We start from the raw sequence: 26410 nt of genomic DNA on the forward strand, positions 1-26410 counted from the left end.
AAAGGCCAGCCATGACCAATCTTTATGTTCTAGATGGAATTAGCAGTGTCACTTAACTTTCGCGACCCTAGCAAGCTAAAGCATGAGTTTAGTACCGGAGGCTATGCTGAACTTGATAGCCCGTGGTTGACTCGATTCAATGAATCTTCTGATCTTGTAGCGTCAGCGCGAATTTGGCTAGAAGGTACACGTTCAAGAGATTTGGACAGCTTTCGTCATAGTGTGATGAACACAATTAACCGCATTGATGAGCTATTAGAATCTCAACTAAATGAAATATTACATCATCCTGAGTTTCAACAGCTCGAAAGGGGGTGGGTTGGAGTTAGGTATTTATGTGAACAGGTTGATTCTCATTCATCGGATTCTGTAAAAGTTAAGGTTTTAACGGCGACATGGAATGAAATCAGTAAAGATGCTTTAAAAGCCATCGAGTTTGACCAATCAGCACTATTTAAGTTGCTCTATCAAAATGAATATGGCATGGCAGGGGGAGAACCCTTTGGTGTGGTGGTTGGAGATTATCAGCTTCGCTGTGATCCTAGTAAAAATTATTTTGATAGAGATCTGTCTGTGTTAAGTAAGATCTCTCAGTCTGCAGCTGCAGCATTCAGCCCATTTATCATGTCTGCATCGCCAGAGATGTTTGGTGTTGATAGTTTCGCTCAACTCTCTGCGATAAGAGATATAGCAGCCCAATTTGAACAGGAAGATTATGCAAAGTGGCGTAGTTTGAGAGATAACGATGACGCTAAATTTATTGGTTTGACTGCACCTAACGTCTTGTTCCGTCAGCCATACAAAAGTGATGGCTCGCGGAATGATAAATTCAATTTTCAAGAACACGTCTGCGACTCCAACCGAGATTTGCTATGGGGGAGTAGTGCGTACTGTTTTGCTGCTGTATCAATTAGAGCATTTCAGGAACATGGTTGGTTCACGCATATGCGAGGGATTAAACAAGGCGATTACAGTCAGGGTATTATCGTCGCTCCTACAAGGAGCAAGATGCGTGTTAATGGCAAGAATGATCGTGAAAGATGTCCGTTAAACTTGAAAATCTCTGAGAGAAAAGAACAAGAATTGTCTGAGTGCGGTTTTATTTCTATTTCTCCAATACCTGAGACCGATATGGTAGGGATGACCTCGAATGTATCTCTCTACAAGCCCAAACAATACGCAGAAAAGCATATTTCAACGAATGCAAAACTGACATCGATGTTGCAATACACATTGTGTGTATCGCGAGTCGCACATTATCTCAAGGTTATGGGGCGTGACAAAATTGGTGGGTATCAAGACGCGGAAAGCCTAGAGCGTGACTTTCAACGCTGGTTACATCAGTACACTACCGCATCAGATGAAGCGTCTGATGAGCTTCGGGCTAAATACCCCCTAAATGAAGCGAAAATTACAGTTCGAGAGAAAAGAGAAACTCCTGGACATTATTACTCAGTTATCCATTTGCGACCGCATTTTCAACTCGATCAAATGGTATCTAGCATTAAATTAATTACCGAATTATCACCAGAGCACATGGTGTAAGGAAATAACAATGACTCAATGGAAAAATGCTTTGTCCCAAGGCCTATTGCAACACGCTCTAGAGCAATTAATTGATGAAATTAAAGCAACCCCTAAAGATGCGAGCTTGAGAAGTTCCTTCATTGAGCTTCTTTGCATTGATGGGGACTTCGAGCGTGCGGACGCTCAGCTCATGCAATCGATTAAATTGTTTCCTGAGTATCTGCCTGGTGCAAGTCAGCTACGACATTTAGTGAAAGCAGCTCAAGCTAGAAAGGATTTTATCAATGGTGCGGCTAGTGCCAAAGTATTAGGTGATGAGGAATTAACTAAAGAGCTTGTTCGATTTAATCTTGCTCTCGGAAATCAAGAGTACGAAGAAGCGTCACGTCTATCGCATCGCATTGAAGAGCATCGTACTATTAAAGGGTTTAACGTAAACGGCACAAACTACGAAGATGCTAGAGATATTGATGATCGTTTAGGTGGTTACATTGAACTGTTTTCTACAGCAGGTAACTATTTTCTTGTACCCATATCGAGCATCCATACGCTAGAAGTTAAAGCACCTACTTCTTTGTTAGAGAGTATTTGGCGACCTGTCGAGTTTGATATCGATGGACTTGGTGAAGGCGAAGGCCATATGCCGTTGACATATGTTGACTCAGAGACCGATGCGCAAAAGTTAGGTCGAGAAACGGATTGGAAGCAGATTGGTGAGCAAGAATCTTTTGTTGGCTTGGGTCAAAAATGTTGGTTAGTCGGTGACTCAGCGCTTCCAATCTGTGATTTGACTACATTATTAGAACAGAAACAAATAGCGTAGAAATATCATGTCGTTAACCGTTTCTCTGCTCGACAAATTGATAGATAGTGATCCTCTCACTCGAGATGAGAAAGACTTCCCTGCAAGCCAGCAACAAATGTTGAGCAGCTTACTTAGAGATCTAGAGTCGATGCTGAATAGTCGTATTGGATGGAAAAACATTCCTGATGATCTTCTAGAGGTTCGTTATTCAATATTGAATTATGGGCTGCCAGATTTTTCCTCAATGCCTTATAGCAGCCAAGAAGGGCAGAATCAGCTTTGCGACATTGTTCATGATGCAATTAAAGAGTTTGAGCCGAGGTTAAGGAACCCTCATGTCCAGATTTCGGACGAGAAAAACGCTATTGATAGGGTATTGAGGTTACAGATAAATGCCACTTGCTTAATTGATAACAGTATTCATGAAGTGCGATTCAATTCTGAAGTAGAGCCGGTAAATTTAGGTATGAAACTGAGTAGAGCAAAATGAGTGAAGAGTTTCTCAAGTACTATAATCGCGAGTTAGCTTATTTGCGTCATAAAGGGCAAGAGTTTGGGGAGCAGTATCCTAAGATTGCTGCGAGACTTCGTATTAGTGAGGAACAGGTTGACGATCCACACGTAGAAAGATTGTTAGAAGGCTGCGCATTTCTAACAGCAAGGATTAGACAAAGCTTAGACAATAGTTACCCTCAGTTTACAGAGTCTTTGATGGGACAGTTATATCCGGATTTTCACGCCCCAATCCCGTCAATGTCAGTCATTAAAATGAGCTGTTCTAACTCCACTTCCTCTTATTTTGATGTAGAAGAAGGAGAGCGAGTTGTTATCGGTGCTCCTGGATATCATGAGTGCGAGTTTAGAACTTGTTATCCGGTCAGAATGTATCCTGTTGATGTGACCTCTGGCGTTTTTAAAAATGCGCCTTTCAAGCCAGTTGGCTCCCGATGGGAAAGCAATGCTCATTCAGTTTTGAAAGTACAGCTCACGGCTCAAGATGAAGAGACTCCTCTTGGTGAAATGGGGATAGAACGGCTGCGCTTCTATTTAAACGGTCAATCTCAATTGACTTTTAAGCTCTACCAAATGCTGTTTCAAAACCTAATTGGTTTATCTGTTGTTGTGGATGGCAAAGAAGTTCGTCCTTTAACCAAAAGACATCTTTCTGAAGTGGGATTTTCAGAAGATGAGAAAGTTGTGCCATACAGTAAAAGAAGCTTTTCAGGAGCAAGATTACTTGTTGAGTATTTGCACTTTCCTGAGAAGTTTATGTTCTTTGATATCACCGAACTTGGATTATTTGAGCTAGATCTTGGAGAGCAAGTCGAACTGTATTTTTACTTTGATACCAACGATGACTGGCTTCCAAAGCAAGTGGACGAAGAAAGCTTAATGGTAGGTTGTGTGCCTGTAATCAACTTATTTAAAAGTATTATGGAGCCTAAGCGTATTCTACCAACTGAATACGATTACCACTTGTCTCCGCAATACCAAGAATCTGAAAGTAATGAGGTTGTCTCAATTTCTGACGTAACGTTGAGAAACTGGAACAAAACGTACCACAATTTGCCATGTTATCACGCTGGTGAGCACACGCATTATACAAACACTAGTGAGATTTATTGGTTGATGAGACGTGAGGATAAGAACTGGGCTGGTGGGTATGATGAGCCAGGTAGAGAAACTTACATTTCTTTTGTTGATAAAAAACATCAATTATTCAGCCCGGATAGCCGGGAAAACTGGTTAATGTACGTGGAAGCTGAGTGCTGTAACCGCAACTTAGCGCAGAAACTTCCATTTGGAGGTGGGCTGCCGCAAGTATCTTTACCGGAGGTAAATGACAATTTCGAATCTGTTCGTTGTTTAGTTTCTTTATCAGAAACTATTCGGCCAGAAATGGATGAAAGCACACGATGGCAGTTAACTAAGCTTTTAACTTTAAACCATTTTACCGAGGAAGATGGTTTAGCAACTTTGAAGCAGACCCTTAATCTCTATGCATTTTCTGGGACAGCAGAAACGAAAGCGGTAATCGATGCTTTAACTAAGTTAGAGTTTGAGCCTACTACAGGAAGAATTAGTCAGAAAGGCAAAGTTGGATTTGCGCACGGTATAAAAATTATTTTGACGGTTTCTGATCAAATTTTACCTAAAGAGCAGATCTTTCTCTTAGGTAGTGTTTTATCTGTTTACTTCTCGCAATATGCTGAAATTAACATTTTTACGCAGTTAGAAATAAGACTTAAGTCCACGGGAAAGTCTTTCCACCTATGGCCCGCATTAACTGGCGATAAGGTGTTGCTATGAGCGCGGAACAATTTTATCGAGAATTAAAGCAACATCCATTGTTTGAAGCGATTCATCTTATTGAACACGAAGTTCTGCAAGCAGAGGCGCAAATAGGAACAGATGCGTTACCGAAGCATGAAAAGCTAAACTTAAAGGTTAATCCATCATTAGGTTTTGAAAATGCTCAGCTTTGTGAACTGAAAAATATAGATGACAGCAAGTTAGAGATTGAGACCAATTTAATAGGCCTAACGGGTGAGCAAGGTGTGCTTCCCCAGCACTATAGTGAATTAGCTTTACATCGCCAAAAAGAAGGCGATACGGCTATGGTGGACTTCTACGATATTTTCAATCATCGCTTGTTATCTCTTTATTATCGATGTTGGCAACTGAGTCAGCTGACTGTTCAGTCTCGTGCGCATGCGCAGGGCGCGCGTTCGCCGTTAGAAAGCTGTAAATCGGCATTAACTGGGAAAGCGAGTTCACTGTCCCGGCACTATGGTGGTGTGTTTGCTTCACCAGTGAGAAGTAAAGGTGGACTAAAAAGTATTCTTGAATGTTTATCTGGATGCCAAGTAAAAGTTCATGAATTTCAAGGACAATGGTTACACCTTACGAAAGAAGAGCAAACACGCCTTGCATCCCGAACTATGCCTGAAGGGCAGTTTGCTCAACTTGGTTTAGGAGCGTCTTTGGGTTCGAAAGCATGGAACATCAACGCGGGGACAACAATAGAATTTCTGCCAAAAGATAAACAGCTAGTTAGTAAATTGCTTCCTAACCAACCCAATATAGCAATCATTAAGAACGCTGCTTATGAGTTGATTGGAAAACATAAACAACTGAAGTGGCAGCTCACCACCAAACATAGTTTGCTACCACAAGCTTGTTTATCGAAACAGCAGGGGCAGTTAGGTATTGGTTCTGTGCTTAAAAAACACGAACGTACAAAAGATCGAACTATAACAATTACTATTTAAAGGAAATGTAATGGCTTCACTCTCACTTTCAGCGTTGGTCGAAAGATTGTCTCCTCAGGCTAAGGAAACACTTGAACAGGCAGCTGCGATGGCAAGCTCCCGAACTCATCACAGTATTGAAATGTCTCACTGGTTAATGATGATTATCCGCCATCCTGACGATATTTACTCTGAAGTTTTTGACGAATTTGATGTCGATAAAATCAAGGTTGAAACCGATATTCAAAAGGCATTAGAAAAATACAAAACAGGATGCCAGTCGGTGCCTGGGCTATCAGCTCATACGGTGACTGTTATGCAAAATGCCTTGTTGTCTGCAACCATTGAATTCAATCAAGAACAGTTGGGGTGCATCCATCTTTTATTTGCCTACTTGTCTGATGATACGTTAGTCAACATGGCTGGTTCGATTAGTCCTGAACTAAACAAGATAGAACCATCTCGCTTATTGAACTTTAAAGAAAGTAATGCGCCTCAATCAAGATCGAATGACTTAGCGCAGTCAAACGCGAATTCCGCCTTAAATCAATTTACAACAGACCTTACTGAGCAAGCTAGGGAAGGTAAAATAGATCCGGTGATAGGTAGAGATAATGAAATTCGCCTAATGATCGATATTTTATTAAGACGCCGACAAAACAACCCGATTCTTACGGGAGAAGCTGGTGTTGGAAAAACAGCCGTTGTTGAAGGTTTGGCGCAAAAGATCATTGATGGCGATGTACCTCCCGCTCTGCAAAATGTGGCAATTAAGTCTCTGGATTTGGCGTTACTGCAAGCCGGCGCAGGCATGAAAGGTGAGTTTGAAAACAGGCTTAAGAACCTTGTTAAGGAAGTAAACGACGCTCCACAGCCTATTATATTGTTCATTGATGAAGCTCATGGCCTAATTGGCGGTGGTGGGCAAGCGGGCCAAGGTGATGCGGCGAATATTCTGAAGCCAGCATTAGCGAGAGGTGAACTCAGAACGATCGCAGCAACAACGTGGGCAGAGTATAAAAAGTATTTTGAAAAAGATGCAGCTTTAACTAGGCGTTTTCAAGTCGTAAAGGTTGATGAGCCTGCCCCTGAACTCGCGATCGAAATGTTACGAGGCTTACTTGATGTAATGGCACAACACCACGATGTTCATATCACTAACCAAGCTCTCAATGCAGCGGTCCAACTCTCAGCTCGATACATTAATGGTCGTCAACTGCCAGATAAAGCGGTTTCTGTTTTGGATACGGCCTGCTCACGAGTTGCGTTAAGTCAGTCATCTACACCGGGAGGCCTAGATGCGAAAAGAAATAAACTTAAAGCAAAGCAAGCTGAGTATGAGCATCTTAGCCAAGAGAATCGGCTAGGAGCATCTCTTGATGTGCAGCTGCAAAGTGTCCGAAAAGAGATTGATGCGCTATCTAATGACATTATTGAATTAGAAGGACTTTGGGAAAAAGAAAAAGAATGGGTAAGTGAAGCTAAGTCACTTAGAACCCAAATAATCCAGGAGGGTTCTGAGACTGCGAGAGACAAGTTACAAGAGCTTGAAAATAACCTCTCCGCTAACTCACAGCCCTTAGTTTTTTCGCATGTAAATGAAGCGCTAATCGCAGAAGTTATTTCGGATTGGACCGGTATACCGCTGGGTAAACTTCAGGATGATGAAATCCAAGCAGTATTGGGTTTGAAAGAAAGTTTGTGCAAGCGAGTTGTCGGGCAGGATCACGCTTTAGAGCTCATGTCTGAAGTGATAAAAACCGCGAGTGCGCAGCTCACGGATGAGACACGACCAAATGGTGTATTTCTCCTAACCGGACCAAGCGGAGTGGGTAAAACCGAATCGGCTTTGGCGATTGCAGAGAAAGTGTATGGTAGTGAAGAAAATGTCACGACTATCAATATGTCGGAATTTAAGGAAGAGCATAAAGTCTCATTGCTATTAGGTTCTCCTCCTGGTTATGTCGGTTATGGAGAAGGAGGTGTACTGACTGAAGCTGTTAGACGTAAACCTTATAGTGTAATTCTCCTCGATGAAATGGAAAAAGCGCACTCTGGTGTTCAAGATATTTTTTATCAGGTATTTGATAAAGGCTCAATTAAAGACGGTGAAGGTCGAGATATAGACTTTAAAAACACTATTATTATTATGACCGCGAACACAGGGACCGAAACGACGATGTCTTTGTATTCTGATCCTGATTTAGCGCCTGAGCCGTCAGCACTAAAAGATGCTTTACGCGATGATTTGTTGGTTGACTTTAAACCAGCATTTTTAGGGCGTGTGAATGTATTACCTTATTTGCCTCTATCAAGAAAAGTATTGATAGAAATAACAAAATTAAAGTTGGATAAAATTACGACTCGTATTCGTAAGCACTATAACGCTGACCTGTTTTTTGATGAGGAACTAATTAATGATATTGTAGACAATAGCAATGAGTCTGGGAGTGGTGCGCGTGTGGTACAAACAACCATAGAAAATACATTGCTTCCGAAGATTTCTCATGAAATATTGCATGCAATTCTTAATGATAAGACGTTTGATGAAATTATTGTTAAAGGTACAACTAGTGGACTTGATGTCTCAATAGTTTAACATCCTTTACACTCTCAATAATAATTGGGAGTTGGTTCATATTAACTATTATTTTTTATAAAAAACGCTTAAATTAAATCTTATTTAAAGATATAACAGGGCGTATTTAAAATGAAGTTTTTGATACATTAATCACTAATTATCACCAAACGTCAGATAATTAAATTATTACGATATATGTCAATTAATAATGCTATAGGAGATTAGCATGCAGTCTAATACGTATCTTAAATACGCAGATATTAAGGGTGAGGCAACAGCCGAGCAATACAAAGATTTGATTACACTACTATCTGTAGATTGGAGTGTAGGTCGTGAGATCTCATCATACACTGGTACAGCGATGGACCGTGAAGCGAGCGCTACTCGTCTATATGATTTGACTATCACTAAACTTCAAGACCGTTCTTCTCCTGACTTATTTAAAGAAGCGACGATTGGTAAAGGTAAACCAGCGGTTTTCCATATTACTAAGCAGGGTGAGAAGGTTGAAGAGATCATGAAGATCGAACTGACTGATGCGATGATTTCTAACTACTCAGTTTCTATCCAAGACGATCGTCCAGTTGAAACTATCACAATTTCTTACACAGAAATGATGATGACAGTGACTCCTACTGACGATAAGAACAACACTTCTGCTCCATTGGTATACGGCTACAGCGGTGTTAAAGGTCAACAAATGTAATTTTCATGCGGGGGAGTATTCCTCCGCATTTTTTTGAAAGAAGTATTTAATGAAAAGAGCAACTCAAGATAACAATTTCATCCGAATTTGTTCCCCATTCGGTAAAGATGCCATCATACTAAACTCGTTTGAGTATAGAGAAGAGATCTCAGAACTTTTTTCATTGCGTGCTAAAGCTTACTTTAATGATCAACGAAGTGAGTTAAACGAAATTATTGGTAAGGAAGTTACCATTACCCTTGAAAATAATGAGGATGTTTCTTCAAATCCTCGTTATATGCATGGTTATGTTTCTGCTGCAAGATTAGAAGGGAAAAGGGTTTCTAATACACATAAAGGCGAAAATTATAAAAACATAGAATTATTAATAGAGCCTAAATTACGTTTCGCTGAATATCGAAAAAATTGTAGAATATTTCAGCATAAAGATATAAAGGAAATTATCTCTGAAGTACTATCGGAGCATAGTGTTGCCTTTAGTTTTGAGTTAACCAAGTCCTATCCTAAATACACATACAAAGTACAATATGAAGAATCAGATCTTGAATTTGTTCGACGTCTGTTATCGGAGGAGGGGCTATCATTTTGTTTTACACATACTAAGTCTGCCCATACGCTCAATATTTTTGATGACATCAGTTTTTATAAGCCGGGTACTGAGTTTTTAGTCGATTTTGATACAGGTACGGCGAAATCTAGCCACATTTCTTCTTGGCATGAAACGCAAATTCTGACTACTAAAGCGAGTCAAAAGTCAGGCTATAACATGCTCAAGCCTTCTTCGAATCCTAAAAATACTGCAAAGGGTGAAAGTGATTTTTTTACAGTACCTGGAAGCGAGTATTTTGAATACATGGGTGAAATGGAGAGCAATGATCAATACGCACTGAGAAACACGCATGCAATAGAAGCACTACAGCAAAATGCATATTTGTGTCGTGGCGAGGCTACGTGCAGAACATTCAGCGTAGGTAAGTGCTTCAAGTTTAAAAAGCATGAAGATAAATCTCGAGTCGGCAAGGAATATGTACTGTCTTCTGTTTTTTTGTCAGCTGCTGTTTATAACCAGACTGGTCAAGGTGGCACCGGTGCGCAAGGTGTTAAAGTCTCGTTTAGTTGTGTTGACTCAAAGACAATCCTTCGTCCTTCAGTTAACTATCCGAAACCTCAGATGAAAGGTTTGCAAACTGCAATAGTTACGGGGAACAAAGATGGTGAAATTTACATAGACAAACATGGCCGTATCAAAGTTCAGTTTCACTGGGACCGTGTTGGTAAATACGATGTAAATAGTTCATGTTGGATTCGTGTTGCGCAAAATATCGCAGGTAACGGATGGGGGTCGGTGTTTCACCCTAGAGTCGGACAAGAGGTCATCGTCGAGTTTGTTAACGGAGACCCTGATCAACCAATCGTTACGGGGTCACTATATAACGGTAGTCAACTCCCTCCTTACGCTTTACCAGAGCAAAGTTCTCAGAGTGGTTATAAATCACGCTCTGTACAAAAAGGTACATCCAATTTTAATGAGTTGCGCTTCGATGATAAGCCTGGTGAAGAGCACATTTATCTTCATGCTGAAAAACTGTTCCAAATGCTAGTTGAAGACTGTGTTGATATCGCCGTTGAAAACAGTAAAACCGAAAAAGTGACCAATGATGTTAATCAAGAGGTTGGTCAGAACGCGAGCTTGAAAGTAGGTAAAAACTTTTCGAATGAAACGGGTGAAGTACTGTCTTTTAATGCAGGAAAGAGCGTCGAGATCAAAGTAGGTGGTGCTTCTATTCAGATGTCTAGCTCTGGAGAAATCAATATCAAAGGTAATAAAATATCCATTAACGGCTCAGCTATTGCTCTTAAAGCTGGGAAAATTTCATTGAACTAAGGTGATTTAAAGTGGGTAAACCAGCCGCAATTTTGGGCAGCTTTCATCTTTGCCCTAAAAAAACAGGAAAGATACCGCATGTCGGTGGTCCCGTCGTTGTTGGTTCACCAAACGTAACGATTGGCGGGATACCTGCGGCAAGACAAGGCGACAAGCTTATTTGTATCGGTCCTCCGGATAGTATCTCAGCAGGTTCTTCTAGCGTAACAATCAACGGTAAACCAGCCGCGAGAGTCGGCGATTCAACGTCTCATGGTGGCAAAATTCTATCTGGTATGCCTACGGTTTTAATCGGAGGCTAGATGCCACTCGCATTTCAAACGCATCTTCTATCCTTTAATGGCCGTTCACACACCGTTCGCGAGATAGCTGATGATTCTTTTAGATTGTCCGAGGAAATCCGACCCCCTGACTTTGCTCAATCAATAGATGAGCATATATTAAGCCTCGTGCGCTCTGAGCGCGAGAGTCTTGAGCAAGCTGATATCAAAGGGAATCTCTGTGTTTTTTTACCATCTTCGGTAGACAAAAGCTTGCTTAAAGCATTGATAAGCGAGCTTTCTATTTTCGTTGACCAAACTGTCAATACTGAAATTTACTTTTATCCTTATGGCCAAGCTGCATTTTTGATGGCACTAAATCGGATAAATCGTGAAGTTAATGAAACGCAAGCGACTTGGATACTGGCTATAGAGGTTACGAGTGATGTAGAAGGGCATGTCAAACCTCAAAGCTCAATCATTTTAACCAAGTGTTTTTTTCGACATTCAGGTCTTGTGCCTGATGTTGTTCGAATTGATTTAGATGCCAAACAACAACGCATCGCCGTGGACAAGGTGTTTAAGCAATTAGGAGTAAGTTGTGAACATCCACTCAGTCAATTGTATTTATCCGTTAATAAGAAAGAACCGCAATGGTTAAACTCAATGCAATTCTTGTCTCCGTGGGTGACCGATCAAACTCAGTATCAATTTGTTGATATCAAACTTGGCGGATTGGGTGCATGTGGCGGCGTTTTAAAAGCGTTAGTGATTGATGAGCTTCAAAGAAGCAGCCCCTGCCCAGACTTTCACGTGTTGCAAGCCGACATCGAGCCAGATGGCTATGCGGTAGGAGTAATATACAATTGGCGTAGTGAATAGGTCTGGCTATTGCTTTTCCTTCTAGTAGCTGAGGTTTTAGTGATGCAAATGTTATGGGGGATTGACTCGAAATTGGCCCTTTAATGATGTTTGGACAATGACTAGGCGCAGCTTGCTTTTCAAAATAGCTTTGCTCACCGCGTTTTTACAGTGTTCTTCTCGCTTTCTGATTAAATAGCCAGCCATAGAACACAAACCACATGAAAAGCTGTTCGACTCAAGATATCCTTACCGATATAAAATAACTTGAGTTTTTGGCTTGTTCGAGATCCCACCCGTGACGCATTTCTGTTTATAAACGGTACATGAACTCTGACAGAAGCAAGCCTGCTCATAGAATTGGCGGAAAGTGAATTCGAATGAAGTTTATCCACACCTCAGATTGGCATCTTGGTCGACAATTCCACAACGTGTCACTACTCGAAGATCAACAAGCAGTACTCGAACAACTGATTAACTATATTGAACACAACCCCGTCGATGCAGTTGTTGTGGCGGGAGATATCTATGACCGTTCGGTGCCACCAACGGTTGCAATAGAACTGTTAGATCGAGTCGTGAAACGCATTTGTACCGAGTTAGAAACACCAATGATATTGATATCTGGCAACCATGATGGTGCAGAAAGGCTAGGTTTCGGCTCAGAGCAAATGAAAAATGCAGGTCTCCATATTGTTAGCAACTTTGAAGATATGCTCACTCCCATCATCATAAAAACGGACTCTGCGGACGAGGTCGCGTTTTATGGTATGCCTTATAACGACCCTGAACAGGTCAGGTTTGCCTACAAAGCCTCGGTATCCACTCATGATGAGGCTCATCAATTGCTTGTTGAGCAAATTAAAGAGCGCTTTATCTCTAAGCAAAAGCGCGTGCTCGTGAGTCACTGTTTTGTTGATGGGGCCATCGAGTCAGACTCTGAACGACCATTATCTATTGGTGGTTCTGAACGCGTGAGTCATGAACACTTCTTAGATTTTGACTACGTCGCACTTGGTCATTTGCATCAGCCTCAAAAGAAAGGCGCAGAGCATATCCGTTACTCTGGCTCTCTCATGAAGTATAGCTTTGGTGAACAGAACCAGAGAAAAGGTTTCACGTTAGTTGAACTGGACAAGAAAGGATTCGTTTCTGCAAAGCATATTGATCTTACGGCTCCTCATGAAATGCGTATTGTAGAGGGCGAGCTGGATAAAGTTATTGAGCAAGGGAAAACAGACCCCAAGAATGAAGATTATTTGTTAGTTCGTTTGATGGATAAACATGCGATTTTAAACCCAATGGAAAAACTTCGTTCAGTGTATCCAAACGTTTTACACCTTGAGAAACCTGGCATGTTAATTGGGGTAGAGCAGGAAATGGCGCAAGCAAAGTTGGCGCGAAGCGAAATTGATATGTTCCGAGATTTTTTTATTGAGGCGCAAGATAGCCAGTTGTCTAAAGAGCAAGAGCAAGCTGTTACTGACATTATTAAGCAATTATCACAGCAATAGGGACCAAAGATGAAACCAATTAAACTAACCATGCAAGCCTTTGGTCCGTTTGCAAAAACTGAAATCATTCATTTTGAGAAGCTTGGCAGTAACCCTCTATTTTTGATTAATGGTCCTACAGGTTCCGGTAAAACGTCGATCTTAGATGCCATTTGCTTCGCCCTTTATGGTGAAACCACAGGTAATGAGCGACAAGGTATTCAGATGCGGTGTGACTTATCCGCGCAAGATTTACCAACCGAAGTAGTTCTCGAATTTTCGTTACACGGCAAACAATACCGAGTTGTTCGATCCCCTGAGCAGGAAGCGCCCAAGGCCCGTGGTGAAGGGATGACGATTAAAAAGCACACTGCGGCTCTTTATGAACTCGGTGAGACTGAAACGCTTATCACCAGCAAGACGACTCAGGTTAAAACTGAAGTTAGCAATATTATTGGCTTGAATGAAACTCAATTTCGTCAAGTTATGGTGTTGCCTCAAGGAAAATTCCGAGAACTGTTGCTTGCTAGCTCTAAAGAGCGTGAAGAAATTTTTGGCCAGCTCTTTCAAACTGACATATATAAAAAAATTGAGTACGCGCTCAAAGATAAAGCGAGTGCAATTAGTAAAGCGAAAGGCGAATTTGATAATCAAATTCGAGGTGCTTTACAAGTTGCAGAAGCGAGTTCTGAACAAGAACTATTACAACAACTGGAACAAGTAACTAAGAAATTAGAGTCTGATAAAAAGAATGAGCAAGCAGCGTTAGATAAGCTCAATACTGCTAAATCTGAATTGCAAAAAGCGGAAACCTTGAATGGAGAGTTTTCGAAACGAGAGCAAGCAGAAAGCGCACTCAAGCTGCATCTAGAACACTCAGATTCGATAAAAGCTCGTCAACAGAAATTAGAAAACGCTAAAAATGCCAATAAGATAGAGTTGCCCTACATCTCATTACAAAATGCAAAAGCTCAAACGCAAGAGCTTAGGCAAAAAATCGTAGCTTTGAAAGAGAGTCTCGAAAAAGCTCATGTCGTTGCGAGAGAACAAGAAAACTTGCAGCAAAGTGCAAAAGAGGCCGCGGCAAAGGTCCCGCAGTTAACGCAACTGCAGTATCAGCTTGAAAGTATGAAAAACAAGTTGGTCGAGAAAGACAATTTGGAAAGTAAAATAACGGCGGGTTATCAACAAAAACAACAATTTGAAGCAACGTTAAAACAGTACATAGAACTAAAAGATAAGTTAACGTTACAGGCCCAGCAGGGACAGAGGGAGCTAGAGAAAGCACGAGTTGATGTTGCGCTTATTGGCAGCATCGATGCGGAAATAAAACAAAAACAACGGCTGTTACAGGATCTACAAAAGCTGCATGATCTTACTTTAGAGCTCTCTAAACTCAATGCGCTAACTGTAGGCAAGCAGCAGTCACTACACGAAGCCAGTCAGCGCTATATGCAGCGTCAACAAGCCGCTGATACGATAGAGCTTAAGTGGCACAACGCTCAAGCGGCAGTATTAGCGCAGCGACTAAAAGCAGGTGAAGCATGCCCGGTGTGTGGTAGCGAAACGCATCCTAACCCCGCAACGTTTGTTGAAGAAGCCGTTACAAAAGAGCAAGTTCAGGCGGCTAGAGCGAAAGAGCGAGAAGCTCAAACCTTGTTGAACCAACTAAGCAATCAGCTAGAACAACATAACGTTGTCATTAGTCAGTATCAGAATCAGTGTAACCAGTTGAAAGAGGAGTTGGGTGAGTATGCTACATCTGAGATCTCGACGGTTCAAAATGATTTGCAAGCGCTTAATGCTCAACTCCTACGTCTACAAGCTATTGATATTGAAAAGCTAGAAAGGAACGTTGAACAGCTTAATCAACGCTGCGTCGTGGGTGAAAATAAAATTCATGAGCTGCAGAATCAAATGGCGGCAAATGAATCAACCGTTAAAGCGAACCAAGAACAATTGGCTCAATTACAAGCTTCTATTGACCCAAAATACAGTTCCGCTGACTTGCTTGAACGTGAAATTTTGCTGACAAAAGAGCAAATTCTGAGTTTGAACACAGGCTTAGAAAAGGCGCAAACCGCTTTGCAGCAAGCGATATTGGAGAAATCAAATGCGGAAAGTCACTTAGCGACGAACAAGCAGTGGTTATCTGAGTCAGAGCAAAAACTTAGCCAAGCAGAATTAGCGTGGAATGAGGCACTACAGGCGAGTAAATTTGAGGATGAAAGCCATTATCTAAGTAGTCGAGTGGGAGATGATGAACTTCAAGCCTGGCAGCAAGAAATAGACAGTTTCAAACAGGCACAAACCAAGCTTGAGCAAACACTACATGATTTAAATCATGCATTGAAAGATCTTGAAAGGCCTAATTTGGAGTCGTTTAACGACAGGTTAACCACTCTGCAGGCGCAATATATTGAAGTAAGGAATCAACTTGATACCACACGCTCAATATTTGAACGTCTTGAAAAGGTTCGTAAAGATATTGCCGTGTTGCATGAGAAAAATAGTAAGTTAGAAGAAGAATACAAAGTCTTTGGTACGTTGTACGACGTTGCTAGCGGTAAAACAGGCAGCAGGGTTAGCCTACATCGCTTTGTTCTTGGTGTACTGTTGGATGATGTGCTGATTCAGGCCTCTCAACGCTTAAGCCTTATGAGTAAAGGGCGCTATATTCTTGCTCGAAAAACAGAGGGCTTCAAAGGCGCAGCGGGTCGCGGCTTAGATTTAATGGTTGAAGATGGCTACACAGGAAAAACGCGTGATGTTGCGACACTTTCCGGCGGTGAATCATTTATGGCAGCGCTTGCTCTGGCACTTGGTTTGTCGGATGTTGTGCAATCCTATAGTGGCGGTATCCGTTTAGACACTTTATTTATTGATGAGGGCTTCGGTAGTTTAGACCCAGAGTCTTTAGATCTTGCTATTCAAACGCTAGTGGACTTGCAACAGACTGGGCGCATGATCGGTGTTATTTCTCACGTTTCTGAGCTGAAAGAGCAAATGGCGCAGAGGATTGATGTTGAACCATCAAGACTTGGTTCAACGGTGTCGATTAAATCTCAATGTCGCTTCGCTGTCTAATTCAGTGATTACTGTTAGATCAAAAAGCCCCTATTGTTAGGGGCTTTCTGACTAAGTCGCTACTGTTCGCAAAAGTGGCCTTCTTTTGGCGATTGGGTAATCGCATATTCGCCATCGAGGTTGCGATAAACAATCGTGTGCCAAACAGAGCCATCATCCAATTCAAACTCAATAGCATAGTTGACGCCGCTAACGATTTGCGCGTGAACATTCAGTATTTGTTTAAACGACGCTATTGTGTCCATTTTCTTTAAAACAAAGGCCATTGCCTTTTGTGCATCAGGGGTCGCGTTAAACTCATTCCACCCACCTGGCATGTTTCCTTGTGCATTACATACATCTGCCGAGGTCGTTAATTGTGTCGTTTCGCTCGGCTTTTCCTGCTGACAACCTGCAAGTAACACCAAAAGTGCACAAACTGACACTGTTTTTAATTTCATAACAATAACCTCTGTCTATAACGCAACGTATTATAGGAGGGTGATATGCCTACGAATGTCTATGTTGTGCAAAGTTTCTATATGCATAGGGTTAAATGCTGACAAAATGTACAAGCATGGTCAGCTTGTAAGTCAAAAATAGAGCAATCTTGTTATCGATTTGCTGAGATGACGAGGTTTCGGTGTTCAGCGCGCTATTGATGATGAAGAATTGTGATGTGTACCTATGAGGGCGATGGTGCGGCTTAGTGATCGATTTGTTATCTTCTAGAGTAAAATCAATCACTAATTAAAATTTAGGTGTTGTATGAAATCGATAAAAATATTTTTACTTTTGTCACTTGCAACTTTATTTGGTTGTACTTCGAAGCCGGATGGGGTGGAACCCGTCAATAATTTCGATTTAGAGCCATATCTAGGTAAGTGGTACGAAATTGCACGCCTAGACCATTCATTTGAGCGAGGCTTATCCAACGTTACCGCTGAGTATCAGGTTCGCGAGGATGGTGGGGTTAAGGTGATAAACCGTGGATATTCCGAAGAAGAGCGACAGTGGTCAGAAGCTGAAGGCAAAGCTTATTTTGTTGAAGATAAAACGGTTGGACACTTAAAGGTTTCCTTTTTTGGGCCAATATACTCTTCTTACATTGTTTTTGAGCTAGGTGAAAACTATGACTATGCGTTTGTTTCCGGTTACAACCACGACTATTTGTGGCTACTGTCTAGAACGCCTAACGTTGATGAGAAAGTAGTGGAGCGCTTTAAGTACGTAGCTAAAGAGAAAGGTTTCGCTATAGACGAGCTCATTTTTGTTGAACAAGAGAAACAAAGACAGCTTTAAGTTCATCAGCGTGGCTGAAAAAGCGGACAGAGGGGAAGCTTCCTAATTAAGAGCTCAGTTTGTCATTTCGCTTAACAGTAATTTGTTACCGCGTAACTTAATGTGGTCAAAATGGATATAGCCCCATCATTTGTGATTACTCGTGATGGGGCTTATATAAATTTGAGTGAGCGTCGAAAGGTTGATCTATCAACAAACGGTTATGGTTTACTTAATCAAACGAACGATCAGGGAACCTGGTGCTCGAATAGATTCAACATTGTGGCTAAGTACTGTGCCGCTTGTTGGGGCGGTGTAGCGTTTAATCTCAGCGCCAAAGCTGTCGTATTGAATCGCAAGAAGTTGGCCTTGCTCGACAAAATTCATCAAACTGACATGAGGCAGTACAAAGCCGCCGTGTGTCGCTTTCACACTGACGATTTCGTTTCCTTCCAAGCATGACGTAATAGGGTCCATATCACCTTCAACAATGTTATGCTTTTTCAGCACATTAAAAATGCCTGTTACAGTTCGACTGATAAGTTCTTGCTCGGTGTATCGCCCCATACCTACTTCAACAGTAATGCTTGGGACACCATGGTTATTCCAGACCGTTTCAAGGACGCCAGCATCTCCAGGATCATTTAAAATCGCATCAGGATTAATGAGGCGAGCCATTTCTAATGATTGCTCGATTCGGAAATCTGCAAACACGTAAAGTGGATAGGCCGCACCACTGGTTTGAGTGTGAAGGTCAATGGCTAAATCAGCATTTGGCTTGAGCAAATCATTCCACAATGCATATAAGTAACGTTGGGCCTCATTGCCGTTTTGGTCACCAGGAAAAAAGCGGTTTAAGTTTGCAGGAGACGCATCAGGGTCTGCGGAATAGAAATCGCGGCTGTGGTTTAGCATACCTGGCATGTTAATGGTTGGAACAATAGTGACAGTACCAGCGACTTCAGTGCCGATGAGCTCTCGAGCAGTTTTCTGCGCTGCTAACACACCATTGTACTCATCACCATGAACCCCTGCGGTAATCATGATCTTCTTGCCAGGTTTTTCACCTTTGAACACTAGCACAGGTAGGTGTTGCCACTGAGAGAGAGCATTCGTTGCGATGCGAAACCAAAACTTATGCTCGCCCGAATTTAGGTCTGCTACATTGAGAGATTGAATCACTTGATGACCCTGAATCACGTCATCGAGAAATTGTGTTGCCATTAAAGTTACCACTCCAAAACCATAAGCTAATCTAAAACCTTAGCGTCGTCATACCATGAATGTTAATAAGGCGAGAACATGTCTCGCCTTAATTACCAATTGGTTTCGTTTTACGCAAAACCCATAATATGAGCTGCGATAACGACGATACTTGATAGGGTAAAGAGTAATAGAATAAATCGCCAGCAGAATTTTGCCCAGTCACCCCAGTCGATACGGCAGACACCAAGCGTTGCCATGAGAGATGCCGAAGTAGGGACGATAACGTTAGTAAAGCCATCGCCTAGTTGGAATGACAAAACAGCCACTTGGCGCGTAACTCCTGCAATGTCTGCCAGAGGGGCCAGTAGAGGCATCGTTAGTGCCGCTTGTCCAGAGCCCGAAGTGACGAAGAAGTTGAAGATAGATTGGAATACATACATTAACCATGCCGCAGCCACGTCAGGAAGCCCACTGATCACGCCGCCAGCACTGTTTAGAATTGAATTCAGTACACTCGCTTCATCAGTTGTACCACCACCAAGGATCAACAATACACCTTTTGCACAGCCCACTAATAGGGCAGGTGCAAGCATAATAGCTGCACCTTCTTTAAATGCATCAGCTGCGCAGTTTAGCGTCATACCGTTCAGGCGAAAAATCGTACCGATGATCGCGACAACAAAGCCCATAGTGAAAAATTGAGACGCGATTTCTGGGATGTACCATGCGTTAGCGACTACGCCCCAAACGACCCACACCGTGGTCGCAATAACCGTAAGGATAACGAGTGTGTCACCTAGGTTCCAACGAGAATCTTGATTGCCAAGATCTTGCTGACGGAAATACTGGTCTGTGCGATGGCTGTAAGAAAGTTTAGGATTTGACTTCACACGAGCGGCGTAGATCATTGTGAAAGCGATACCGATTAACGTAAAGCCAGCCCATAACCCCATGCGCACTGTCATGCCGGATAAAACAGGTACACCAGCAATGCCTTGCGCAATAGCTACGGAAAAAGGGTTCATCCAAGAAGTAGCGAAGCCAATTTGAGTCGCAACATAGGTAACCATTACCGTAGTGATACCATCATAACCAAGGCGAACCATAAGCGGCGCGATAATAATCGCAAACGCTACGGCTTCCTCACCCATACCAAATACCGCACCGCCTAGCGAGAACAGCAAAAATAGCACTGGAATGAATAGCGCTTCGTTACCTTTGGTCTTATCGATAAGGCGCAGGATACCGTTATCGATTGTGCCTGTGCGCATTACAACGCCGAAAGCACCGCCGATAACCAACATGAACATAATCACGCCGATTGCGCTGCCCCATTTAGAGCCAGAAACTAGCCCTTCGAAAGGGAAGTTCATCAAACCAATGCCACCACCAGAAGCAAACAGGCCAACTTTGTTGTAAACCAATTCACCGTTTTCGTCGGTTGCATAAGAGAAAGAAGAAGGATCGATAACTGTGCGAGTTTTTTCTGCACCGTCGACCATGTAGGTCACCTGTTGGCTATCAAAATGACCAGCAGGAATTAAGTAGGTAAGAATCGCAGCAAGAATACCAACAATGAAGATCAAAATGAGGGTATCTGGCATCTGCCACGACTTAGGGGTAGCAACCGAGTCTGCTGGTTGCGCATGTGTGTGAGACATAACTTACTTCACGTCAAATTCAATAAAGCATGAAATATCGATAAAATAGAATAAAAAGTCAATATTAATGCTTATGTTGAACTATAAATTCATCAAATATTTGAAGTGAAGTTAATTTGATTGTTTTGTGGTCAAATGTTAGGTTAATGTTTCAATATGCGTTGAGTTTGGATGATTCACGAGCTTTCATAGTACATCTACAGGTGATCTAATCACTTGATTTCTGTCTGTTCTGCATAAAAAGCAGCGACATCACGAAGGTCTTCATCATTTAACATTTTTAACTGTGCTGCCATCATTTCTGCAAGTGGCCCTTTACGCTCACCGACTTGATAAGATTTCATTGCATTGTAAAGGTACTGAGCATTTTGACCAGCAAGGCTTGGATAGGTGTTGTTCGTTGCGATGCCTGTAACACCGTGACAATAGACACAGCTAGGTGATTTGATTTTACCTTTATCAGCATCACCAAACGGCTCGGCATGGATAGCGGAAGAGAAAATAAAAGAGATTAGAAGTACAAATCTGAGCATGGAGGTTATCTATTCGCTAAAAATCATGCCGATACAATAAAGCTTCCCCTTAGGGGAAGCTCAATGATCAAAATCAAATTAAAGTAGAGATTTTATACTTGATAAGAAAGTGTCGATGTCTTTCGCTGAAATATCTTTATGAGTTACAAAACGAATTGGATTTCCAGGGGTTATCGTGATGTTTTGTTCCTTTAGTTTCGCAGCGATACTTACTATGTCCACTTGAGGAGCAAGCTTCGCGAACACGATGTTCGTTTGAACAAATTCAGGGTTGACTGAAAAACCAGGCAGTTCTGCTAAACCTTCCGCTAAGGTTTTTGCGTTGATGTGATCTTGTTTTAGCTGTTCCACTTGTTCGGTAAGGGCAAGTTTGCCTGCTGCGGCAAGAATACCCGCTTGACGCATACCACCGCCGACCATCTTTCTTAAGCGACGTGCTTTTGCGATGTAGTCTTTGCTACCAAGCAGTAGCGAGCCAACAGGGGCAGCCAGACCTTTCGACAGACAGATCGTCATTGAATCAAAGTACTGACCGATCTCTTTTACCGGAACATCAAGTGCAACGGCTGCGTTAAAAACGCGAGCGCCATCTAGATGCATCTGCAAGTTATGTTTATTCACGAAGTCACGTGCTTCTGCTAAGTAAGACAGAGGTAGTACTTTACCATTGATTGTGTTTTCTAAGCTGAGAAGCTTAGTGCGAGCAAAGTGACAATCATCTGGTTTAATCGCAGCAGCCAGTTTATCAAATGGTAGCGTGCCATCTGGGTTATTTTCGACTGGTTGAGGTTGAATTGATCCCAAAACCGCCGCGCCACCAGCTTCGTATTTGTAGTTATGTGCTTGTTGCCCACATAGATATTCATCTCCCCGCTCGCAATGCGCCATTAAACCGAGCAGATTGGCTTGAGTGCCTGAAGTGGTAAACAAAGCTGCTTCGAAACCAGCAAGCTGCGCAGCAAATTTTTCAAGCTCATTGACCGTAGGGTCATCACCATAAACATCATCCCCAACGGGGGCCTTAAACATGGCTTCTCGCATGGCTTGGGTGGGCTGTGTAACGGTATCTGATCGAAAATCCATGAATGTCTCCTTGGTCAAAGTCCTAAATATATCCGCAAAGGCGCGCTTTGCTTAAGCAAGCGATCGTTTTGGCATCGGTGATCGAGCCATCGACAATCTTTTCCTCGAGTTGCTTGATTGACAAGGTGACGACCTCAATCACTTCGTCTTCATCGCACTCGTAACGGTTTGTTTTGTTGAGCTTTTCGGCAACAAATAGATACTGTATCTCATCACAAAATCCGGCAAGAGGGGTGACTTGGCCGAGAGACGTGAATTTCTCTGCACTAAACCCAGTTTCTTCCTCTAACTCTCTTTTGGCGCAGCAGAGTAGCTCTTCGTTGCCTTCTCTGGTACCAGCAGGAAGTTCCAATAGCCATTTATTAAGTGAAGGCCGAAATTGGTGGACAAGGACAATGTGACCCTCCGCTGTAATAGGGAGAATCACCGCAGCACCCGGATGATGGATTGTGGTGTGCGTAATTGCCTGTCCTGTAGGAAGCACAACGTCTTCTTCAATCAGAGAAATTTGCTTCCATTTATGAATTATCTTGCTCATGCAGTTATGAACCCTAGCTGTTACCGCATTTTTGACGTTTTTCGACATTAACCACAAATGGTGGGAAACAAAAGCAAAAAATACTGCAACACGACGAAAGCGTTTGCACTTTAAGTGAGCAATGTCTCATAAATGGAAACTTTGATTGCTTCGTCAAGAAGGGGAAAAGCATCTGCTATAAGGGGAATTCGACAAAATACATTTGTAACAAAGTTATAACAAGTGTATAAAAATGTTAACGCAATACCACTTCAGTAGCCGGAGAACGTATGACACAAACCTTATTTGCCTCAAATGCCGAAAAAGCGCTTCTCTCAGAACGCATCAATAAATTGGCGAAAGCGTTAACGGATGGCGTTTATGAGCGTGAACATACGATCAAGCTCTGCCTTCTTGCTGCACTTGCTGGTGAAAGTGTTTTTCTTTTAGGCCCCCCTGGTATTGCAAAAAGCTTAATTGCCAAACGACTCATCCAAGCGTTCGATAACAGCAGTTACTTCGAATACCTGATGACGCGCTTCTCAACCCCTGAAGAGGTGTTTGGGCCACTGAGTATCCAAGAGCTAAAAGACAACGGCCGTTATGTTCGCTTAACTAAAGGGTATTTGCCAACTGCACAAGTCGTATTTTTGGATGAAATCTGGAAGGCGGGGCCTGCAATTCTTAACACATTGCTGACAGTGGTTAATGAGAAAACATTCAAAAATGGCAGCGATATCGAGCGTGTGCCAATGCGCCTGTTGGTATCGGCTTCCAATGAATTACCCGATGAAGATAGTGGATTGGATGCCCTCTACGACCGCATGTTGGTGCGTGTGTTTGTGAATCGAATTCAGAATAAACAAAACTTTAAGTCGATGTTGACTGTGGGCACATCGCAAGAGGCACAAGTACCAGAAGGCCTAGCGATAACTGATGAAGAATATCATCAATGGCAACAACAGCTCGACAAATTGACGCTAACCGATAATGCATTCGAAAAGCTTTTCCAGCTTAAAACGATGTTAGAAAGCAAAGTTGAAGCTCAGTTTGGTGATGTGGCCAATACCGACATGTATGTCTCTGACCGCCGCTGGAAGAAAGCCGTGAAGTTGTTAAAAGCGAGCGCGTTTTTTAATGGTCGCGATGAAATCAATCCGCTTGACCTTCTACTGCTGCAAGATTGTTTATGGAACAGTCCTGAATCGCGAGATGTGGTACGTGAAGTGGTTCAAGAGTTCGCCTTAAAACATGCATTTGATCAACAAGACGCGGAGCAGGAAATCGAGTACTGCCGTGAGTCTTTGGTTGATGTTCAACATGAACTTGAAGATGCCTACCGCATGACGTTAACGTCTGAAGCGGCAACGGGTATTTTGCGCAAAGAAACCATGCGCTTTGATACCTCTAAAGCCAAGATGTACAAAGTTGGCGCAGCCGTTAACTTAGTTAAATTGGTGGTCTTGCAAAGCAACATGTCGGTTTCAGAATCAGAAAAAGGTGATAGCCGCTGGGTTTATGTACCCAAAGATGAGTTAGATCGAGTCATTAAAGAGGGAAGCGGTGATGTGTATGGTTACGTCAATCAAAACACCAACATGTGCCGTTTACGATTTGACGTTGACGCGGCGAATAACCTAGTTATCCGTGATATCGCGAACCGAGGCATTCTGGTTAGCCTAGTGACTCAAGAGGGCTTGGATGTAGAGCTTTACCAAAAGTGGTTAACGCAGAGCGAAAAAGCCGTAAATCAGCTTAGTGAGGCAGAACACCATATGCGTAAGGTGAAAGCGAACTTTCATGATGCGCTTCCGCATAGCTTTGTTGATCCTGAATTACCCCGCCTAATGGAGTCGAGTCTGCAACAGGTCAGTCAGAGACTTGAATCAATCCAAGCAGAAAGTGAAAAAGTTATCCAACGCTTTAAAAACTTAAATCAGTTTTTCTCATAAGGAGACGACATGCTAGGTGCAGACGGACTTAACCTCGCGCTGATGGTGGCCGACTCCGGCATCATCGATAGCGCAGTTAATGATTTGATGGCTCGTTCACAAGTCATGATGATGGCAGAAAACCGAGGTGTTAAATCTTCGGTCAAAGGTCACTTGTTAAAGTGGCGAGGCAGCGTTAAAAAACGGATCACCAAGGTATGTGAAACAGAGCGTTTCCAACAAGAGCTGTCTTTATATCAAGAGGTTATTCATTGGGATGAAGAGGCGTTTTTTGAAAACATCGAAGATGTGATTAAAAAGCTGGAATGGCACTCTGCGTTTTACATGCAAGCTCGCCGAATGATGGAAAAGAACAAAGGGATGAATAACCCTATGTTCCCACATTACTTTTGTGACCAATGGTACCAAAGCCTCACCGATGCAATAAAACAAGCGCAAGTAAGCGAGCTTGAAGCCAATAAAGAAAAGGTGCTGAATGACCTGTATCAACGTATGGAAACCATGCGTAATATGGATAAAGTCACGGAGTCGGGTGATGCTGAAAGTGTAGGGCGCCTGTGGGATATGGCATCTGCCAAGTTGAGTAAAACAGACTTAACGGTGATGAAACGCCATGCTGAGTTTCTGAAGAAGCACCAAGGCTTGCAAGAAATTGCGGAGCAACTCGGTCGTATGGCGGGGCAAGTAAATGATCCTGAACTAAATCGTGCGCCCACTGAAGAACTTCAATTGGTCGAAGAGAAAAGTGATGAGGCGACGGATGATATTGTCGGTATTCACGAAAGCGATGATCTAAATAAGCTACTTCCCAACGAAACGATGTTTTTGGCGTATCCTGAACTTGAAGTTGTGTTCTATAAACACTTAGTTGATAAACGGCTCATGAACTATCGTACACAAGGCAAATCGCGCACGTTACGTAAAGTTAAAGCTCACCGACCTGACCATAAAGCGGTAGATATCGAAAAAGGCCCCTTCATTGTTTGTGTGGACGCGTCCGGTTCCATGAGTGGCTTTCCTGAGCAATGCGCCAAAGCCATGGCTTATGCTCTGATGCAAATCGCACTAGCGGAGCAACGTGATTGCTATGTCATTATTTTTTCTACGGAACACATTACCTACGAACTAACCAAACAAGATGGTCTGCGCGAGGCGGCGGACTTTCTAACTTATAGCTTCCATGGTGGTACAGACTTAGAGCCAACTTTGATTAAATCTATCGACTTGATGAGCGGTGATAAATACAAAAACGCAGACATGGTAGTCATTTCCGACTTTATCGCGCCAAAACAACAAGACGAGTTACTGGCCAAAGTGGATGCGCTCAAAGCGAAGAAAAACCGTTTTCACGCAATTAGCTTATCGAAATACGGAAATCCTGCATTAATGTCGATGTTTGATCACACTTGGTCTTATCACCCTAATGTTGTGGGAAGATTGCTAAAAAGGGTCAGCAACTATTAAACGCCTTAATGTTTCATGGGACAAAACGAACTGAAAGCGAGATTTATATTGCTTCGTTTTAAGCCAATAAGATCGAACTTTGGTCGAATTGACTTAAAAGAAATCAAACGAACAGAAAATGAAATGTTTTTGTTTGACTATCTTCTCTCAATCCGTAAAGTAGCCACCAACGCAACGGGGTAGAGCCCTGAAGCGTAATAAAAAGGCGCCTTGGCAGAGTGGCTATGCAGCGGATTGCAAATCCGTGGACCTCGGTTCGACTCCGGGAGGCGCCTCCA

The 26410-nt window shown here is 42.4% G+C and carries 21 protein-coding genes and 1 tRNA gene; 16 read left to right on the forward strand and 6 right to left on the reverse strand.

The genetic code is table 11. The features are described from left to right. Positions 1-33: 33 nt before the first annotated feature. The 12 genes from tssC (at position 34) to R7Q48_RS16520 (ending at position 16456) form a co-directional block, all read left to right on the forward strand. A complete protein-coding gene (tssC, locus tag R7Q48_RS16465; protein WP_047100991.1) occupies positions 34-1545 on the forward strand; it encodes a type VI secretion system contractile sheath large subunit in 1512 nt (503 codons plus the stop codon). Positions 1546-1555: 10 nt separating this feature from the next. Then, entirely contained in the window at positions 1556-2350 is a 795-nt protein-coding gene (locus tag R7Q48_RS16470; protein ID WP_017635622.1) for a type VI secretion system accessory protein TagJ, read from the forward strand. Between the two features lie 7 nt (positions 2351-2357). Beyond that, complete coding sequence (gene tssE, locus R7Q48_RS16475; RefSeq protein WP_017635621.1) at positions 2358-2822, forward strand: type VI secretion system baseplate subunit TssE; 465 nt, start codon at positions 2358-2360, stop codon at positions 2820-2822. After that, positions 2819-4642 carry a type VI secretion system baseplate subunit TssF gene (gene tssF / locus R7Q48_RS16480; protein WP_203345463.1) on the forward strand — a complete coding sequence of 608 codons (1824 nt, stop codon included), beginning with the start codon at positions 2819-2821 and terminating at the stop codon, positions 4640-4642. Before tssE ends, tssF begins: the two co-directional genes overlap by 4 nt. Beyond that, entirely contained in the window at positions 4639-5604 is a 966-nt protein-coding gene (gene tssG, locus R7Q48_RS16485; RefSeq protein ID WP_256902666.1) for a type VI secretion system baseplate subunit TssG, read from the forward strand. Before tssF ends, tssG begins: the two co-directional genes overlap by 4 nt. A gap of 10 nt (positions 5605-5614) precedes the next feature. Continuing rightward, positions 5615-8182, forward strand: coding sequence for a type VI secretion system ATPase TssH (tssH, locus tag R7Q48_RS16490; RefSeq protein ID WP_256902667.1), 2568 nt, complete (start codon positions 5615-5617; stop codon positions 8180-8182). A 208-nt stretch (positions 8183-8390) separates the two neighbouring features. Continuing rightward, complete coding sequence (locus R7Q48_RS16495) at positions 8391-8870, forward strand: Hcp family type VI secretion system effector (protein WP_005375967.1); 480 nt, start codon at positions 8391-8393, stop codon at positions 8868-8870. A 49-nt stretch (positions 8871-8919) separates the two neighbouring features. After that, positions 8920-10755, forward strand: coding sequence for a type VI secretion system tip protein TssI/VgrG (tssI, locus tag R7Q48_RS16500; RefSeq protein ID WP_256902668.1), 1836 nt, complete (start codon positions 8920-8922; stop codon positions 10753-10755). Between the two features lie 11 nt (positions 10756-10766). Further along, positions 10767-11057: a PAAR domain-containing protein gene (locus tag R7Q48_RS16505; RefSeq protein ID WP_005375969.1), complete on the forward strand. Its 291-nt coding sequence runs from the start codon at positions 10767-10769 to the stop codon at positions 11055-11057. Beyond that, positions 11058-11897 carry an NAD/NADP transhydrogenase subunit beta gene (locus tag R7Q48_RS16510; RefSeq protein ID WP_213903759.1) on the forward strand — a complete coding sequence of 280 codons (840 nt, stop codon included), beginning with the start codon at positions 11058-11060 and terminating at the stop codon, positions 11895-11897. Positions 11898-12256: 359 nt separating this feature from the next. Beyond that, complete coding sequence (locus tag R7Q48_RS16515) at positions 12257-13390, forward strand: exonuclease SbcCD subunit D (protein WP_256902669.1); 1134 nt, start codon at positions 12257-12259, stop codon at positions 13388-13390. A gap of 9 nt (positions 13391-13399) precedes the next feature. Beyond that, a complete protein-coding gene (locus tag R7Q48_RS16520) occupies positions 13400-16456 on the forward strand; it encodes an AAA family ATPase (protein ID WP_256902670.1) in 3057 nt (1018 codons plus the stop codon). 59 nt (positions 16457-16515) lie between these two features. Here R7Q48_RS16520 and R7Q48_RS16525 read toward each other — a convergent pair whose 3' ends face one another. Next, positions 16516-16896, reverse strand: coding sequence for a cystatin domain-containing protein (locus R7Q48_RS16525; protein ID WP_256902671.1), 381 nt, complete (start codon positions 16894-16896; stop codon positions 16516-16518). A 307-nt stretch (positions 16897-17203) separates the two neighbouring features. On the opposite strand from R7Q48_RS16525, the gene R7Q48_RS16530 reads away from it, so the two are divergent. After that, a complete protein-coding gene (locus tag R7Q48_RS16530; RefSeq protein WP_017820207.1) occupies positions 17204-17737 on the forward strand; it encodes a lipocalin family protein in 534 nt (177 codons plus the stop codon). Positions 17738-17944: 207 nt separating this feature from the next. Here the strand turns inward: R7Q48_RS16530 and R7Q48_RS16535 are convergent, their stop codons facing one another. The 5 genes from R7Q48_RS16535 to R7Q48_RS16555 form a co-directional block, all read right to left on the reverse strand. Beyond that, on the reverse strand, positions 17945-18940 hold the full coding sequence (locus tag R7Q48_RS16535) for a succinylglutamate desuccinylase/aspartoacylase family protein (RefSeq protein ID WP_054574303.1): 996 nt from the start codon (positions 18938-18940) through the stop codon (positions 17945-17947). A gap of 110 nt (positions 18941-19050) precedes the next feature. Next, positions 19051-20583, reverse strand: coding sequence for a putative basic amino acid antiporter YfcC (yfcC, locus tag R7Q48_RS16540; protein ID WP_256902672.1), 1533 nt, complete (start codon positions 20581-20583; stop codon positions 19051-19053). Between the two features lie 212 nt (positions 20584-20795). Further along, complete coding sequence (locus tag R7Q48_RS16545; RefSeq protein ID WP_256902673.1) at positions 20796-21116, reverse strand: c-type cytochrome; 321 nt, start codon at positions 21114-21116, stop codon at positions 20796-20798. Between the two features lie 78 nt (positions 21117-21194). After that, the gene (gene ltaE / locus R7Q48_RS16550) at positions 21195-22199 is read right to left on the reverse strand and encodes a low-specificity L-threonine aldolase (RefSeq protein ID WP_042520986.1); all 1005 of its coding nucleotides are present in this window, start codon (positions 22197-22199) and stop codon (positions 21195-21197) included. A 22-nt stretch (positions 22200-22221) separates the two neighbouring features. Continuing rightward, complete coding sequence (locus tag R7Q48_RS16555; RefSeq protein ID WP_256902674.1) at positions 22222-22737, reverse strand: NUDIX hydrolase; 516 nt, start codon at positions 22735-22737, stop codon at positions 22222-22224. Positions 22738-23006: 269 nt separating this feature from the next. Between R7Q48_RS16555 and R7Q48_RS16560 the strand changes: the two genes are divergently transcribed. The 3 genes from R7Q48_RS16560 to R7Q48_RS16570 all read left to right on the forward strand — a co-directional run bounded on the left by R7Q48_RS16560 (position 23007) and on the right by R7Q48_RS16570 (position 26410). Further along, a complete protein-coding gene (locus R7Q48_RS16560) occupies positions 23007-24668 on the forward strand; it encodes an ATPase RavA domain-containing protein (protein ID WP_054576741.1) in 1662 nt (553 codons plus the stop codon). Between the two features lie 9 nt (positions 24669-24677). Then, positions 24678-26132 (forward strand): ATPase RavA stimulator ViaA, encoded by a 1455-nt coding sequence (gene viaA / locus R7Q48_RS16565; RefSeq protein ID WP_033907023.1) that lies wholly within the window; start codon positions 24678-24680, stop codon positions 26130-26132. Between the two features lie 204 nt (positions 26133-26336). Continuing rightward, a tRNA-Cys gene (locus tag R7Q48_RS16570) sits at positions 26337-26410 on the forward strand.

The organism is Vibrio sp. 378 (assembly GCF_033339435.1).

Bases quoted from the DNA above. Each gene is read 5' to 3' on its own strand.
- tssC (WP_047100991.1), top strand. From the start codon at position 34: ATGGAATTAGCAGTGTCACTTAACTTTCGCGACCCTAGCAAGCTAAAG.
- R7Q48_RS16470 (WP_017635622.1), top strand. From the start codon at position 1,556: ATGACTCAATGGAAAAATGCTTTGTCCCAAGGCCTATTGCAACACGCT.
- tssE (WP_017635621.1), top strand. From the start codon at position 2,358: ATGTCGTTAACCGTTTCTCTGCTCGACAAATTGATAGATAGTGATCCT.
- tssF (WP_203345463.1), top strand. From the start codon at position 2,819: ATGAGTGAAGAGTTTCTCAAGTACTATAATCGCGAGTTAGCTTATTTG.
- tssG (WP_256902666.1), top strand. From the start codon at position 4,639: ATGAGCGCGGAACAATTTTATCGAGAATTAAAGCAACATCCATTGTTT.
- tssH (WP_256902667.1), top strand. From the start codon at position 5,615: ATGGCTTCACTCTCACTTTCAGCGTTGGTCGAAAGATTGTCTCCTCAG.
- R7Q48_RS16495 (WP_005375967.1), top strand. From the start codon at position 8,391: ATGCAGTCTAATACGTATCTTAAATACGCAGATATTAAGGGTGAGGCA.
- tssI (WP_256902668.1), top strand. From the start codon at position 8,920: ATGAAAAGAGCAACTCAAGATAACAATTTCATCCGAATTTGTTCCCCA.
- R7Q48_RS16510 (WP_213903759.1), top strand. From the start codon at position 11,058: ATGCCACTCGCATTTCAAACGCATCTTCTATCCTTTAATGGCCGTTCA.
- R7Q48_RS16515 (WP_256902669.1), top strand. From the start codon at position 12,257: ATGAAGTTTATCCACACCTCAGATTGGCATCTTGGTCGACAATTCCAC.
- R7Q48_RS16520 (WP_256902670.1), top strand. From the start codon at position 13,400: ATGAAACCAATTAAACTAACCATGCAAGCCTTTGGTCCGTTTGCAAAA.
- R7Q48_RS16525 (WP_256902671.1), bottom strand. From the start codon at position 16,896: ATGAAATTAAAAACAGTGTCAGTTTGTGCACTTTTGGTGTTACTTGCA.
- R7Q48_RS16530 (WP_017820207.1), top strand. From the start codon at position 17,204: ATGAAATCGATAAAAATATTTTTACTTTTGTCACTTGCAACTTTATTT.
- R7Q48_RS16535 (WP_054574303.1), bottom strand. From the start codon at position 18,940: ATGGCAACACAATTTCTCGATGACGTGATTCAGGGTCATCAAGTGATT.
- yfcC (WP_256902672.1), bottom strand. From the start codon at position 20,583: ATGTCTCACACACATGCGCAACCAGCAGACTCGGTTGCTACCCCTAAG.
- R7Q48_RS16545 (WP_256902673.1), bottom strand. From the start codon at position 21,116: ATGCTCAGATTTGTACTTCTAATCTCTTTTATTTTCTCTTCCGCTATC.
- ltaE (WP_042520986.1), bottom strand. From the start codon at position 22,199: ATGGATTTTCGATCAGATACCGTTACACAGCCCACCCAAGCCATGCGA.
- R7Q48_RS16555 (WP_256902674.1), bottom strand. From the start codon at position 22,737: ATGAGCAAGATAATTCATAAATGGAAGCAAATTTCTCTGATTGAAGAA.
- R7Q48_RS16560 (WP_054576741.1), top strand. From the start codon at position 23,007: ATGACACAAACCTTATTTGCCTCAAATGCCGAAAAAGCGCTTCTCTCA.
- viaA (WP_033907023.1), top strand. From the start codon at position 24,678: ATGCTAGGTGCAGACGGACTTAACCTCGCGCTGATGGTGGCCGACTCC.